Here is a 13,789-nt window from a genome sequence, read left to right on the forward strand (position 1 = left end):
AACTGTGGTTATGATCAGGGTTATCAGTTCGGCTGTACTTAATCTGATTGTGGAACGACTACGGTATGACTACACTATCGTCTGTTTATTCACCTGCTTTGAGGGCTGGTTATCTCTAAAGTGGAATATGTCAGAGCAAAAATTGATCCGAAGCTGAAAGCAGAAGCGATTGAAACGCTTGAATCGATGGGCTTAACAGTGAGTGACGCGATAAGAATGTTGATGATTCAGATTGTTGAACAGAAAGCGATGCCATTTTGTGTGAAAAGTACACAATATCGTCATGCTGCACGTACCCGGGCCGCAATAGAAGAGTTGGAGTGCGGGAAAGGCAAAAAATTTGACAGTATTTCAGATTTAATGGCGGATCTGCAGGATGGCAAGGACGATTGAACGTTCATCTCAGTTTAAAAAAGATTATAAACGGGAAGTTAAGGGTATTTACCGTATGATGTTAAATGACAGTCTACAGAACATCCTGAATATATTGGTAAATGATCTCCCTATACCTGAAAAATACGCTGATCATCCGCTTAAAGGAAATTGGCGTACATTTCGTGATTGCCACCTCTATCCTGATTTGATTTTGATTTATAAAAAATAAGGTGATCGCTGTCTGAAATTGGCTCGCCTCGGATCTCACAGTGAAATTTTTTAATTTTTACCTCAGGCAAAATAGATTACCTCTGTTTCTCTTTTTTGTTTCCGATCAATTCCCCGCTGAAAAAATAATCCGTAATTTTAACCAAAACACTTATCCGTGATTAAATCGCAAATTAGTGAAATGCACCATATTTTGCGAATAATTCAGTGATTGACTTTGCATTATGCGATCTGCGTAAAAGAAAATTCAGTGGGTAATGGATAGCGTAAGCGCAATTTATAACTCAATGGAAGGTGTTCTCTATGAAACGTAGTGTTTTATCTCTTGCTGTGGGTGCTGCACTGGTGATTTCTGATGCAACGGCGTGTACCACTATTTTTGTCGGTGAAAATGCGTCTTCAGATGGTGCGCAATATATTGCCCGCAATGAAGATATGAATCCGGCAAACCCGAAAGTTTTGCAGGTGAATCAGGAAAAAGTAAATAAAGACACTGAGTTTAAAACCAACTTAAATAAATTCACCTATACCCTGCCGGAAAAGGCAATGCGTTATACCACTATCCCGGAATGGAATGATAAAGGTCAGTTCCGTTTCAGTTCCAACGGCTTTAATGACGCCGGTGTCGGGATCAGTGCCACAGAAACGATTTTCGCCAATGAAGCTTCATTAAAAATTGACCCGTATGTTGAAGATACCGGGATTATTGAAGATGCGATTCCGGATGTGGTATTACCGTATGTCTCTTCCGCAAAAGAAGGGGTGATGCGGTTAGGGAAAATCATTGAGGAAAAAGGGGCCGGTGAAGGTTTCGGCGTGGCCTTTATTGATAAAGACGGGATCTGGTATCTGGAAACCGGCAGCGGCCACGAGTGGATGGCAGCGAAAATTCCGGCCAATACCTATTACGTCACCGCAAACCAGGGCCGCCTGGAAAAATTTGATATGAATGACAAAGAAAATTACCTGTCATCCCCGACACTGATTTCCTTTGCCGAGAAAAATGGCTTATATGATCCGAAAAAAGACGGTGAGTTTAATTTCAAAAAAGCCTATACCAAAGATGACGCAAAAAGTGACGGTTATTACAACTATCCGCGAGTGTTAGTGCTGCAGAAAATGTATAACCCGGAAATTAAAACTGACTTTAAAGATGTGAAATCCAATGATTTCCCTGTCTTCTTAAAACCGGCGAAAAAACTGGGGCTGGAAGATATTAAAGCCGGACTGCGCAACCATTATGAAAATGTCGGTACATCTCCGTATGCAACCACCTATCCGGATACCACTAAACGACCAATCTCGGTATTCAGAACCCAGCACTCCCATATTTTACAGGTACGCAAAGATTTACCGAAAGAAATCGGGAATGTCCGTTATATTGCCTTCGGTATGCCGACATTATCCGTTTATGTCCCGGTATATTACGGCCCGGACAGCTACGTGGAAGCTTATACCATCGGTTCACCGCAGGCGGATAACGCCTCCGCACACTGGAAATTCCGTAAATTACAGACACTGGCGATGATCGACTTTAATAAATATTCGAAAATTGTGCAGGCGGAATACAGCAAACAGGAAGCTGAGTTTGCCAAAGAACAACAGGCAATGGAAAAAGAGTATCTGAGTATTTATAAAACAGACCCGGCGAAAGCCAAACAGCTGTTACAGGACTTCCAGAATAAAGTCATGCAGGATGCATTAAATACCACCGATAAACTGACCAATATTATTATGCAGGATCTGACCAATTCCGTGAACGAACGCTACCGCTTTAAAGGCGCGTGATGCGGGAGTACATAAAAAACGGCCTCTGTTACCAGAGGCCGTTTTGAGATGGTCTTTCCGGTCAGTTACCGGCTGACAGCCCGGACCGTCAGTGTAATGCCGTCAACGGCAATCACTTCCACTTCCGTACCGGCAGGCAGTGCCGACTGGCTGTAGACACGCCAGCTGCCGTCTGCCAGACGGATGCGGCTGTAACCGTCTTCCGTCTCTGCCAGCAGTGCGGCACGCAGGCCGATCAGCTTATGATTGACCTGATTCGGCGAACTGCTGTCATTACGCTGGCGGCGGCGCTGAAAATTACGCCACAACACCGCACAGATCACCGTCATCACCGCGAAGATAATACCCTGCCACTCGAGACTGAGCCCCGGCATAATCCACACCAGAAGCGCGACAACCAGTGCCGCCACGCCACTCCAGAGCAGATAACCGCCGGTACCGAGCATCTCCAGAATCAGCAGGATGCCGCCGAAACAGAGCCAGAACCAGACCGCCTGTGATGCGATCATCTCAATCATGCGGATTTACCCTGACCTTTAGTGTCTTTTGACACATTGAACATTTCAGCCACACCGCCGATAGCGCCCATCAGGTTGCTTGCTTCCAGCGGCATCATAATGACCTTGCTGTTTTCCGCCGCACCGATTTTGGTCAGTGCATCGGTATATTTCTGTGCCACGAAGTAGTTAATAGCCTGCATATTACCGTCAGCGATAGCATCAGATACCATCTGTGTGGCGCGGGCTTCCGCCTCTGCCGCACGTTCACGGGCTTCCGCTTCCAGGAAGGCGGACTGACGCAGACCTTCTGCTTTCAGGATCTGAGACTGTTTTTCACCTTCTGCTTTCAGAATGGCGGCCTGACGTATACCTTCCGCTTCAAGAATGTCCGCACGTTTGGTACGTTCCGCTTTCATCTGCGCGTTCATCGCGGAGATCAGTTCTTTCGGCGGACGCACGTCGCGGATTTCGATACGGGTGATTTTAATCCCCCACGGGTTGGTAGCCTCATCCACAATGTGCAGCAGGCGGGAGTTGATGGAGTCACGCTGGGATAAAATTTCATCCAGCTCCATCGAACCCAGCACGGTACGGATGTTGGTCATGGTCAGGTTGATGATAGCCAGATCCAGGTTGCTGACCTCATACGCGGCACGCACCGGATCCACCACCTGAATGAAGCAGACGGCATCGATGGTGACGTTGGCGTTATCGCGGGAGATAACTTCCTGTGACGGAATATCGAGAACCTGTTCCATCATATTGATTTTACGGCCGACACGGTCAATAAACGGCACAATAATATGCAGACCCGGTTGCAGTGTCCGGGTATAGCGGCCAAAACGCTCAACAGTCCACTGAAAGCCCTGCGGTACAGTTTTAACACCGGTTGCCACAATAATGACGGCGATGAGAATAATAATCGGGACAAAACCCAGTGAGAACAAATCCATGAGCCAAAATCCTTATCAGTAATGAGTGGGTTAAATAATTCAGTAAGGCAATTAATTAGTACAGTAACGAGTATAGCTTACGTCGATAAGATGCGGCAGTACTGTCTGCGGTTCCCATTGCCGCCATAATATCCATCATGGTTTTGCGCACCTGACCTTCCGCAGCCGCCAGATCCTTCTTCAGGAAGCTGAATAACAGGGCCAGTGCTTCATCATTGCGGTGCACTTCATGCAGTTTCAGTGCCAGCTGTACCGCGAGCTCTGCATTCTCCGGATCCGCCGCAAAGGTATTTTGCAGTTCCTGGATTTCCGGGGTGTCTGCGGCCTGCTTTTGTAACTCAATTTGAGATAAGAGACCATGATAGCGCGTATCCTGATCCTGAATCGGGACGGACTTCAATACTTTTTCAGCTTCTTCTGACAGCTTCACTTCCATCAGTGTCTGTGCCAGCAGCAGGGTGATTTCGCTGTTATTACTCTCAGCCTGGTGTGCTTCACGCAGCAGCGGCAGAGCAGCCTGAAAATCGCCGGCTTCAATCAGTTCAATGGCCTGACCGGTTTTGATTTCAGATTCGGACGGCAGGAATTTGGCCAGGAAATTACGGACAGTCTCTTCATTCTGTGGCCCCTCAAAACCGTCGACCGGCTGCCCCTGATGGAACAGATAGGTGGTCGGCACCGCACGCAGGCCGAACTGTGAGGCGATCATCTGCTCGGTATCGCAGTTCACTCTGGCGAGGATCATCATCCCGGCATAGTCAGCCGCCACTTTTTCCAGAATGGCGCCCAGTTCCTGACACTGCGGGGACTGTGCGGAATGGAAGAAAAAGACCACCGGCACCTGCATTGAAGATTCAATAACCTGGCGTAAATTGGTTTCGTTAACGTCTGTGATATGTGCGTTTGATAACATATTCATTCTCTTAATAAATTGGCGGACTTTCTATTAACATCTGGGCGCAGCGCGGCATTTCAAGCGGCGGCGGATTTTTTGTTCAGTATTTTATCCATCAGCCACAGCGGCAGCAGGCGTCTGAGCCACATCACTATTACGGTAAGACCCGTAACAGGATAGCGTATTTTCGGGTGCGGGTGCTCCAGGGCGTGGATGACTTTTTTCACCACATCCTCCGGTTTACCGGTAAACAGGCTGGCAATTCCCGGATTTTTTACCGGTTTATCCTGCATCGTTTGTGTGACATTTTCGGTAAAGCGGGTAGTGATCGGCCCCGGTTCAATCAGGCTGACGCGGATCCCGCTGCCGGACAGTTCCATCCGCAGGGCATCAGACCAGGCTTCCAGCGCGTATTTGCTGGCGGCATAGGCACCGCGCCCGGGCGTGGAAATCAGCCCCATTACCGAGCTGGTCTGGATGATCCGGCCTTCACCGGCCTGTTTCATAGCGGGCAGCAGCAGGGTGGTCAACTGGTGTGTGCCGAACAGATTGGCGGAAAACTGTTTTTCCAGATCTTCACGGCTGACGGTGTCCAGCGGGCCGTACAGACCAAAACCGGCATTATTGAACAGGCCGTACAGGCGGTTATCTGTCAGTGCCAGCACCTGCTCTGCGGCACGGGCAACACTCTGCGGGCAGTCCAGATCCAGCTCCACCGGCTCAAACCCGAGGCGCGCCATTTCAGCCAGATCTGCCGGTTTGCGGCAGGCGGCCAGCACACGGTAGCCCCGCTGTTTCAGTGTTTTAGCCGCGCATAGCCCGATACCGCTGGAGCTGCCGGTGATCAAAACTGCTTTTTGCATTTCTTTACCTGCTTAACTGCTTATAAATTATGGATAAATCATTTAGGATAGTCTGACACCCGTTACTGTAAGTAAGGCAGCAGTGTTTTATCCATCCAGTCAGTCACATAAGGCTGTGCTGCCGCGTTCGGGTGTATGCCGTCATCCTGAATCCACTGCGGATTGGTGACGACCGCTTCCATATAAAACGGGATCAGCGGAACGGCATTTTCCTGTGCCAGCGCCGGATAGAGCGCCGAGAACCGCTCGGTATAGCGTTTGCCGTAATTCGGCGGAATGCGGATCTGCATCAGCAGCGGTTTCGCCCCGGCGGCCTTCACTGCATCAATCGCAGCCTGAAGGTCAGTGCGGGTTTGTGTCAGCGGCAGACCGCGCAGGCCGTCGTTGGCACCCAGTTCAATCAGTACCCATTGCGGCCGGTGCTGCTCCAGCAGTGCGGGCAGACGGGCAAGTCCCTGAGCCGCCGTATTTCCGCTGATACTGCCGTTTATCAGTGTGATACCGTTACCGGCCTGTTGCCAGCGTTGTCCCAGCTGTGCCGCCCACGCCTCTCCGGCCGGAAGGCGGTAACCGGCACTCAGGCTGTCCCCCAGTATCAGTAATGTTCCGGCGGCATACAAATTCCCGCTGAACAGCAGCAGAAAAAGGAAACAGAGATGGCAGCGGAGCCTATTCTTGAAATTGATCATCTTATTAAGCGCGTCGGTCAGGGTGAAAATGAGATCACTATATTGCAGGGTGCCGGGTTGGTTGTCGAGCCTGAAGAAACAATCGCGCTGGTGGGGGAATCCGGATCCGGAAAATCAACCCTGCTCGGCATTATCGCCGGTCTGGATGACGCGACCTCCGGTGAGGTGAAACTGCTCGGGCAGTCACTGCCGCAGCTGGATGAGGAAGCGCGGGCAAAACTGCGGGCGCGGGATGTCGGTTTTGTGTTTCAGTCCTTTATGCTGATCCCGACCCTTAATGCCCTGGAGAATGTCCAGCTGCCTGCGCTGCTGCGCGGTGAGTCCGAATCCGTCAGCCGGGAGAATGCAGAGCAGCTGCTGATCCAGCTAGGGCTGGAAAAACGCCTGAAACATATGCCTGCCCAGCTTTCCGGCGGGGAACAACAGCGCGTGGCCATCGCCCGTGCATTCTCGACCCGGCCGAAAATTCTGTTTGCCGATGAGCCGACCGGCAACCTCGACCGCCGCACCGGCGACAAAATTGCCGATTTGCTGTTTTCGCTCAATCGCGACTACGGCACCACCCTGATTCTGGTCACGCATGATCTGACCCTCGCTGCCCGCTGTCAGCGGCGGCTGAAACTGTCGGACGGTAAGCTGGAGGAACTGGCATGATCTGGCGCTGGTTCTGGCGGGAGTGGCGTACGCCGTCTCTGCTGGTGGTCTGGCTGTCACTGACCCTGGCGGTGGCCTGTGTGCTGGCACTGGGACGTGCCGGTGATCGTATTAATCAAAGTGTGAACTATCAGAGCCGTGACTATCTGGCCGGTGATCTGGTACTGCGCGGCTCGTATCCGGCGGATGAAACCTGGCTGAAAAAGGCACAGGAAAGCGGCCTGGCGCTCAGTCAGCAGATGAGTTTCAACACCATGGTATTTGCCAATGATGTGCCGCAACTGGTGTATGTCAAAGCGGCGGATGACGCTTATCCGCTGTACGGCGAGCTGGAAACCGACCCGCCCGGCCTGAAACCGGCCCGGGGAGAGATTTTGATCGCGCCGCGTCTGGCAGAGCTGCTCTCGGTAAAACCGGGACAGATGCTGGAAGTGGGGGATACCGATCTGAAAATCGCCGGTTTTCTTATTCAGGAGCCGGACAGCGGTTTTAACCCGTTTCAGATGGCGCCCCGTGTACTGATCAATTTACAGGATGTGGAAGCCACCGGTGCCGTACAGCCGGGCAGCCGCCTGACCTACCGCGATATGTTTGCCGGTGCGCCGGATGCGGTGGCGGTGTTTAAACAGCAGTATGAAGATGCGCTGCGGATTGACCAGCGCTGGGTCACCCTGAAACAGGAAGGCGGGGCGCTGGCGAAGTCGATCGATCGCGCTCAGCAGTTCCTGGTGCTCTCTGCGCTGCTGACATTGTTGCTGGCGATCGCCGCAGTGGCGGTTGCTATGTCGCATTACTGCCGCAGCCGTCACACCCTGATTGCCGTACTGAAAACACTCGGAGCCGGGCGGCGCGAGCTGCGTTACTGGGTGGTCGGCCAGTGGGCGGTGCTGATGGCGGCAGCAATGGTTGCCGGATCTCTGCTGGGACTGATTTTTGATGCAATCCTGATGAGCCTGCTGGCACCGCTGCTGCCGAAGGCGCTGCCGGATCCGGGATTATGGCCGTGGGCATGGGCACTGCTGACACTGCTTGCCATCACGTTGCTGGTGGGCGCACGGCCTTACCGCCAGCTGATGCTGACACAACCGACCCGCGTACTGCGTGATGATGTGGTGGCGCCGGTCTGGCCGCTGCGCTGGTATCTGCCGCTGGCGGTGCTGATTGTGGCAGGCGGGCTGGCGGTGCTGACCAATGCCTCGTTTCTGCTCTGGGCGGTGCTGGCCGGGGTGGTATTGATCGCCGCACTGCTGGCGGTGGCCGGTTACGGCGGATTATGGCTGCTGGCAAAAATCCCGTTCCGTGCGCTGAGTCTGCGCCTGGCTGTCCGCCGTCTGCTGCACCAGCCCGGCCAGACACTGGTACAGACCGGGGCGTTCGCGCTCTCCTTTATGCTGCTGGGATTGCTGGTGATGATCCGCGGTGATCTGATCGGGCGCTGGCAGCAGCAACTGCCGCCGGACACGCCGAACTATTTTCTCGTGAATATGACGGAAGAACAAATAACGCCGGTCAATCAGTTGCTGGCGTCACACAACGTGACACCGTCGGAATATTACCCGGTGGTGCTGGCGCGGCTGTCCGGCATTAACGGCGAAACTGCGCTGGCATGGGCGGATGCGCGTGATCCGGGCAACAACACGGTCCGCCGCGAACTGAGCCTCACCTGGCTGGAATCGCTGCCGCCGCTCAATGAACTGGTGGACGGCACCTGGCCGCCGAAACCCGGGGAAGTCTCCATTGAGATGGAAGTGGTCAAAGAACTCGGGCTGAAAGTCGGGGATACCCTGACCTTTACCGGTGATACCCGGCCGTTTACCGTGACTGTCAGCAGTGTGCGGCAGGTGGACTGGGAAAGTATGCGGCCTAATTTCTTCTTCATCTTTAATCACGCCTCGCTGGAAAACCAGAGCGCCATGTGGCTGACCAGCTTTCACTATGACGGTAATGACGGGTTAATCACCCAGATGAACCGCAAGTATCCGTCCATCAGTATTTTTGATACCGGCTCGATGCTGAAACAGATCCAGACCATTCTCGCGCAGGTCAGCCGTGCGCTGGAAGCGATGGTGGTACTGGTGCTGATTTGCGGCGTGCTGTTATTACTGGCACAGATCCAGGTGGGGATGAACCAGCGCCGGACCGAGCTGGTGGTATACCGCACGCTCGGGGCCGGTAAACGCCTGTTGCGGCGCACGCTGTGGAGTGAGTTTGCCTTGCTGGGCGCGATGGCCGGAGTGGTCGCGGCGCTCGGAGCGGAGACAGCCCTGTGGCTGTTGCAGACCCGCGTGTTTGATTTTCCGTGGCAGCCGCAGTGGCCGCTGTGGGTCGGGCTGCCGCTGGCCGGTGGTTTTCTGCTGTCACTCTGCGGCAGTGTGCTGGGGATCCGCCTGCTCGGGGATTCTCAGCAATACCGCCGCCTGCAGAGTTAGTCCGGCGACGATGTGTATGCTCTGACCGGTTTGTGTTGTGGTGGCCGCATAAAGAATGTGGCCGCCAGAATCACAATCACCGGCAGGGCAATCAGCAGAAACGCAGGGGTAAAGCTGCCGCTGTAATCCTTGACGGCACCGGCAAAGAATGGTGCCAGACAGGCAAAGGTGGAAATCAGGTTCACCACAGAGAACAGCTCCAGATACGGACCACGGCCGAAATAGTTTGCCAGCAGCACGCTGGAGGCCAGGAATGTCATGCCGTAACCAATCCCCACCAGTACGGTAAACAGGATCAGCAGCGGCCAGCTGGTCGCGATACTCAGTGTCAGCACACCGAATGTGATAGTGGCGAGGCTGATAATCAGCAGTTTTTTCGGCTCCAGCCACTCTCCGATAGCGCCGCCCGCCAGACGGGAAAAGGCGTTAATAAAGGCCATAGTACTGAGCAGTGTGGCGGCAACGGTTTCACTGAACCCCTTATCCATAATATGCGGCACGGCAAAGCTGTTTACGGTGAATCCGCACCATAAAAACGCGGTATAAGAGGCGGCGATGACATAAAACTGCCAGGTTCTCAGCGCCTGACGGGCGCTCCAGCGCGCCTGACTGCGGTAGATACGGGAACTCTGTTTTTTCTGCTGCCACATCACGGCACGGGCGTGAGTGATCTCACGGCGGCCTTCCCGCATCACCAGCAGGGTGATCAGAGTGACAACGGCCAGCGTCAGGGCGGAGATCAGCCAGTGGATCCGCCAGGAGCCGAACACATGCGCGGCGAGAAAATAGATCCACGGCCCGACCACACCGCCCAGCCCGCCAAGAGTAAAGTAAAAACCAAACGCCAGCGACTGACGGCTGAACAGCCGCGAAATTACATAAGTGCCGGGAACAGTAGCCATAAAGGTAAAACCAATCCCGAGAAAGGCGGTGCCGATAAAATAGCGCTGAATTGACTGTGTGGTGTACAGGCTGTAAAACCCGGCCAGAAACAGCAGCAGCCCGGCCAGCAGCGTCAGGCGAACATTGGTTTTACGGATGAGAAGACTTGGCAGAAAGCTGGATAGCCCGCAGGTCAGCCCGAGCAGGGTGAATCCGAAACCGGCGTCTGTCCAGCTCCAGTTCAGCTCTCTGAGCATGCCGGGTAAGACCACGCCTAATGAGGTAAAGGTGGTGGCAGTGGTGAGGAAATAAACCAGCCCCAGCAGGGTGAGTATAGTCCATTGATAAACAGGACCTAAGCGGCGATCTGACGAAAACATCCCGGCTCCGGATACGGCGTAAAAAGCAAAATGCCCGGCTGAACACCGGGCATCAGAATGGGGCTATTGTCGCCGGAAACCGTGCCGACTACCAGCTTAATATTGTTTTTGCCCAGTCCGCAGAGGATTGATATTCCGGCGGTAAATCCTGTGCCAGCCCGCTGAGTGCCACGATAAGCTGTGCCGGATCGGGATGAGTCAGGTTAATGTGACCGACCTTACGCGCCGGGCGCACTTCTTTGTCATACCAGTGCAGATGCGCCAGCGGCTGTGCCAGCCACTGTGTATTCAGTTCTGTGCCGATAATATTCACCATGACCGCCGGGGCGGTGACAACCGGCTGCGGCAGCGGCAGATCCAGAATCGCCCGCAGATGCAGCTCAAACTGGCTGACAGACGCACCGTTTTGTGTCCAGTGGCCGCTGTTATGCACTCGCGGTGCCAGTTCGTTGATCAGCAGGCCGTCCTCTGTGACAAAACACTCCATAGCCATCACACCGGTATAATCCAGCTCAGTGAGGATCGCCCCCAGCATCTGCTCAGCCTGTGTCTGAAGCGGGTTTTGTGTCTGCGGGAAGGCCACGCTCATACGCAGAATGCCCTCTTCGTGATGGTTACGGGTCAGCGGGTAAAACACACATTCCCCGGCGCGGTTACGGGCACCGACCAGCGACACTTCACCGGAAAACAGAATGCCTTTCTCGGCAATACATTCGCCGTAAATCTCCGGCGGCAGAGCAGCTTCATCACCGGGACGCACCCGCCACTGACCACGTCCGTCATAACCGCCGGTACGGCGTTTGACGATGATAAAGTCCCCGAGACGGGCAAAAATGTCCGGCCATTCATCCGGAGAGGAGAGCGGCTGCCACGGTGAGGTGGCGAGATGCAGATCGTCCATTAGCGTTTTTTGCGGCAGGCGGTCGGCCAGGCGCGGAAAAATATCGCGGTTGATAAAGGCAGGGTGCTGCTCCAGCACCTGTGTCAGCGCGGTCTGCGGCCACTGCTCAATTTCAGCGGTGATCACGCTGTGCTGATAAGGGACGGCTTCCGGCTCGGCATCTAACCCGACCGGATAAACCGAAATCCCCAGCGGCTCACCGGCCTGGCGCAGCATCCGGCCCAACTGGCCGTTTCCCAGAACACACACCGGTTTCATCAGTTGGCCTCCCGCGGATCCGGGTGGCTGAGGACATCATCGGTCTGTGCATTACGCCATGCTGTCAGGCGGGTAAGCAGCGCCTCATCATGCAGGGCGAGGATCTGTGCGGCGAGCAGGGCGGCATTGGCGGCACCGGCTTTGCCGATGGCCAGCGTACCGACCGGAATGCCTTTCGGCATCTGCACAATGGAATAGAGACTGTCGACACCGCTGAGCGCGGCACTCTGCACCGGCACACCCAGTACCGGAACGAGGGTTTTCGCCGCCAGCATCCCCGGCAGATGCGCGGCACCACCGGCACCGGCAATGATCACATCAAACCCGTTCTGTTTTGCGGTTTCAGCAAAGGAAAACAGTTTGTCCGGCGTGCGGTGCGCGGAAACCACTTCTGTGTGATAAGGCACCTGAAGCATATCGAGGATCGCTGCGGCGTGTTCCATGGTGCTCCAGTCACTTTTGGATCCCATAACAATAGCCACTTTGGCTGCCGGTGAGTGTTGTTGCGAAGAGGCGGCGTTCATGTTTTCGGTGCTCCTGTACATCCCGCGTCACGAAAATTGACAGACGTCCGGCCGTTGGCCGGTTAAGAAGACGGGCATAATATCACGGTAAATCACGAAGGAAAACGTTTGCGTCACGGATTTTTCACAAATACGGGGAGATAACGGCTCAGAACGGAAAGAAGATCAGTGAAATGCTGTCCGGGGTGATTTTAAAGGCAGAACCCTGTGAGTGCCACGCGCCGAGGACACCGCGAAAGTGCGTTTCGCCGTCAGCGGAGACATCATGCACCGCAGGACGGTGAGTGTGGCCGTGGATCATCCAGCGGGTCCGGTACTGACGGAATGCCTTCATCACCTCGTTCTGATTCACATCCATAATCGCTTCGCTTTTGCGCTGATTGGCAGACTGACTGCCCGCGCGCATTTTCTTCGCGATTTTCAGGCGCAGCGACAATGGCAGCCACAGAAACAGGCGCTGGATCCACGGAGTGTGAACACGCTGGCGATAATGCTGGTAGTCCGTATCATCCGTGCAGAGGGTATCGCCGTGCAGGATCAGGATCTGATGCCCTTCGGCTTCAATCACCTGTGTATCCGGCAGCAGGGTCATGCCGCACTGACGGGCATAGCGCTCACCCAGCAGGAAATCACGGTTGCCGCAGATAAAGAAGATCTTCACGCCGCTGTCACTGAGGGATTTCAGTGCATCAGCCACGGTTTTATGCAGCGGGTTCGGGTCATCATCACCAATCCAGTAATCAAAAAAATCACCGAGGATATAGAGCTGTGATGCGTGAACAGCCTGTTCCCGCAGGAAACGAAGAAAGCCGGCGGTGATCGCCGGCTCCTGCTCATTTAAATGCAAATCTGCAATAATAAGCGTGGTCATACTTACTCAGAAACAGTCACGCTTTCGATGAGCACATCTTCGCGCGGCACATCCTGGTGCATACCGCTGTTGCCGGTTTTGACCGCTTTGATTTTATCCACAACATCCATACCTTCAACCACTTCAGCAAACACGCAGTAGCCCCAGCCACTTGGTGTTTCTGAACGGAAGTTCAGGTAGTCGTTGTCAACCACGTTGATGAAAAACTGTGCAGTGGCGGAATGCGGATCGTTGGTACGGGCCATCGCCAGGGTGCCGCGGTTGTTTTTCAGACCGTTGTTGGCTTCGTTTTTGATCATACCGAGAGTCGGTTTCTGCTTCATGCCCGGTTCAAAACCGCCGCCCTGGACCATGAAATCATTGATAACACGATGGAAAATGGTGTTATTGTAGAAACCGTCTTCACAATATTTCAGGAAGTTTGCGACCGTTTCCGGTGCTTTGTCCGCGAACGTCTTAATGACGATATCACCATGATTTGTATGAAAAGTTACCATAATAATTTCCTGCTGCTTATATTATAAAGGCAATAATCTGCCGTTTTTATCTCCGGGGTGTGTTATATCATACTCACTAATCTGCGTCAGTATTTGTTATAA

General features: G+C 53.8%; 15 protein-coding genes. 5 read left to right on the forward strand and 10 right to left on the reverse strand.

What is annotated here, in order from left to right; genetic code table 11:
• Positions 1-120: 120 nt before the first annotated feature.
• From X965_RS01175 to X965_RS01185, 3 genes are all read left to right on the forward strand, one after another.
• Complete coding sequence (locus tag X965_RS01175) at positions 121-393, forward strand: type II toxin-antitoxin system RelB/DinJ family antitoxin (protein ID WP_015422945.1); 273 nt, start codon at positions 121-123, stop codon at positions 391-393.
• Positions 377-604 (forward strand): type II toxin-antitoxin system YafQ family toxin, encoded by a 228-nt coding sequence (locus X965_RS01180; RefSeq protein WP_004237651.1) that lies wholly within the window; start codon positions 377-379, stop codon positions 602-604. The genes X965_RS01175 and X965_RS01180 overlap by 17 nt, the downstream gene beginning before the upstream one ends.
• Positions 605-906: 302 nt before the next feature.
• Positions 907-2,391, forward strand: coding sequence for a C69 family dipeptidase (locus tag X965_RS01185; RefSeq protein ID WP_036416694.1), 1,485 nt, complete (start codon positions 907-909; stop codon positions 2,389-2,391).
• A 65-nt stretch (positions 2,392-2,456) separates the two neighbouring features.
• Here X965_RS01185 and X965_RS01190 read toward each other — a convergent pair whose 3' ends face one another.
• From X965_RS01190 to tesA, 5 genes are all read right to left on the reverse strand, one after another.
• Positions 2,457-2,909: an NfeD family protein gene (locus X965_RS01190; RefSeq protein WP_004237653.1), complete on the reverse strand. Its 453-nt coding sequence runs from the start codon at positions 2,907-2,909 to the stop codon at positions 2,457-2,459.
• Positions 2,906-3,844, reverse strand: a complete 939-nt coding sequence (locus X965_RS01195; protein WP_004237654.1) for an SPFH domain-containing protein — start codon at positions 3,842-3,844, stop codon at positions 2,906-2,908. The genes X965_RS01190 and X965_RS01195 overlap by 4 nt, the downstream gene beginning before the upstream one ends.
• Before the next feature lie 55 nt (positions 3,845-3,899).
• Positions 3,900-4,757, reverse strand: a complete 858-nt coding sequence (locus tag X965_RS01200) for a co-chaperone YbbN (RefSeq protein WP_015422944.1) — start codon at positions 4,755-4,757, stop codon at positions 3,900-3,902.
• Positions 4,758-4,816: 59 nt separating this feature from the next.
• Complete coding sequence (locus X965_RS01205) at positions 4,817-5,602, reverse strand: SDR family oxidoreductase (RefSeq protein WP_004241009.1); 786 nt, start codon at positions 5,600-5,602, stop codon at positions 4,817-4,819.
• Between the two features lie 62 nt (positions 5,603-5,664).
• Complete coding sequence (tesA, locus tag X965_RS01210; RefSeq protein ID WP_032099246.1) at positions 5,665-6,291, reverse strand: multifunctional acyl-CoA thioesterase I/protease I/lysophospholipase L1; 627 nt, start codon at positions 6,289-6,291, stop codon at positions 5,665-5,667.
• Between tesA and ybbA the strand changes: the two genes are divergently transcribed.
• The gene (ybbA, locus tag X965_RS01215) at positions 6,259-6,945 is read left to right on the forward strand and encodes a putative ABC transporter ATP-binding protein YbbA (RefSeq protein ID WP_004237659.1); all 687 of its coding nucleotides are present in this window, start codon (positions 6,259-6,261) and stop codon (positions 6,943-6,945) included. The two genes, tesA and ybbA, sit on opposite strands and share 33 nt — an antisense overlap.
• Complete coding sequence (ybbP, locus tag X965_RS01220) at positions 6,942-9,374, forward strand: putative ABC transporter permease subunit YbbP (RefSeq protein ID WP_004237661.1); 2,433 nt, start codon at positions 6,942-6,944, stop codon at positions 9,372-9,374. The genes ybbA and ybbP overlap by 4 nt, the downstream gene beginning before the upstream one ends.
• On the opposite strand, the gene X965_RS01225 is transcribed toward ybbP, so the two are convergent.
• From X965_RS01225 to ppiB, 5 genes are all read right to left on the reverse strand, one after another.
• Complete coding sequence (locus tag X965_RS01225; protein WP_004237662.1) at positions 9,371-10,636, reverse strand: CynX/NimT family MFS transporter; 1,266 nt, start codon at positions 10,634-10,636, stop codon at positions 9,371-9,373. The genes ybbP and X965_RS01225 overlap by 4 nt on opposite strands.
• 88 nt (positions 10,637-10,724) lie before the next feature.
• On the reverse strand, positions 10,725-11,795 hold the full coding sequence (purK, locus tag X965_RS01230; protein WP_004237663.1) for a 5-(carboxyamino)imidazole ribonucleotide synthase: 1,071 nt from the start codon (positions 11,793-11,795) through the stop codon (positions 10,725-10,727).
• Positions 11,795-12,319, reverse strand: a complete 525-nt coding sequence (gene purE, locus X965_RS01235) for a 5-(carboxyamino)imidazole ribonucleotide mutase (protein WP_015422943.1) — start codon at positions 12,317-12,319, stop codon at positions 11,795-11,797. Before purE ends, purK begins: the two co-directional genes overlap by 1 nt.
• A gap of 148 nt (positions 12,320-12,467) precedes the next feature.
• Positions 12,468-13,190, reverse strand: a complete 723-nt coding sequence (locus X965_RS01240) for a UDP-2,3-diacylglucosamine diphosphatase (RefSeq protein WP_004237665.1) — start codon at positions 13,188-13,190, stop codon at positions 12,468-12,470.
• 2 nt (positions 13,191-13,192) lie between these two features.
• On the reverse strand, positions 13,193-13,687 hold the full coding sequence (gene ppiB / locus X965_RS01245) for a peptidylprolyl isomerase B (RefSeq protein ID WP_036416698.1): 495 nt from the start codon (positions 13,685-13,687) through the stop codon (positions 13,193-13,195).
• Positions 13,688-13,789: the final 102 nt, after the last annotated feature.

This window comes from Morganella sp. EGD-HP17 (assembly GCF_000512315.2).
GTDB classification, from domain to species: domain Bacteria; phylum Pseudomonadota; class Gammaproteobacteria; order Enterobacterales; family Enterobacteriaceae; genus Morganella; species Morganella morganii.

What these genes read in the sequence shown, in the direction of transcription:
- tesA (WP_032099246.1), bottom strand. Translation starts at nt 6,291, where the DNA reads ATGATCAATTTCAAGAATAGGCTCCGCTGCCATCTCTGTTTCCTTTTT.
- purE (WP_015422943.1), bottom strand. Translation starts at nt 12,319, where the DNA reads ATGAACGCCGCCTCTTCGCAACAACACTCACCGGCAGCCAAAGTGGCT.
- X965_RS01190 (WP_004237653.1), bottom strand. Translation starts at nt 2,909, where the DNA reads ATGATTGAGATGATCGCATCACAGGCGGTCTGGTTCTGGCTCTGTTTC.
- purK (WP_004237663.1), bottom strand. Translation starts at nt 11,795, where the DNA reads ATGAAACCGGTGTGTGTTCTGGGAAACGGCCAGTTGGGCCGGATGCTG.
- ybbA (WP_004237659.1), top strand. Translation starts at nt 6,259, where the DNA reads ATGGCAGCGGAGCCTATTCTTGAAATTGATCATCTTATTAAGCGCGTC.
- X965_RS01180 (WP_004237651.1), top strand. Translation starts at nt 377, where the DNA reads ATGGCAAGGACGATTGAACGTTCATCTCAGTTTAAAAAAGATTATAAA.
- X965_RS01185 (WP_036416694.1), top strand. Translation starts at nt 907, where the DNA reads ATGAAACGTAGTGTTTTATCTCTTGCTGTGGGTGCTGCACTGGTGATT.
- ybbP (WP_004237661.1), top strand. Translation starts at nt 6,942, where the DNA reads ATGATCTGGCGCTGGTTCTGGCGGGAGTGGCGTACGCCGTCTCTGCTG.
- X965_RS01200 (WP_015422944.1), bottom strand. Translation starts at nt 4,757, where the DNA reads ATGTTATCAAACGCACATATCACAGACGTTAACGAAACCAATTTACGC.
- X965_RS01195 (WP_004237654.1), bottom strand. Translation starts at nt 3,844, where the DNA reads ATGGATTTGTTCTCACTGGGTTTTGTCCCGATTATTATTCTCATCGCC.
- X965_RS01205 (WP_004241009.1), bottom strand. Translation starts at nt 5,602, where the DNA reads ATGCAAAAAGCAGTTTTGATCACCGGCAGCTCCAGCGGTATCGGGCTA.
- X965_RS01225 (WP_004237662.1), bottom strand. Translation starts at nt 10,636, where the DNA reads ATGTTTTCGTCAGATCGCCGCTTAGGTCCTGTTTATCAATGGACTATA.
- ppiB (WP_036416698.1), bottom strand. Translation starts at nt 13,687, where the DNA reads ATGGTAACTTTTCATACAAATCATGGTGATATCGTCATTAAGACGTTC.
- X965_RS01240 (WP_004237665.1), bottom strand. Translation starts at nt 13,190, where the DNA reads ATGACCACGCTTATTATTGCAGATTTGCATTTAAATGAGCAGGAGCCG.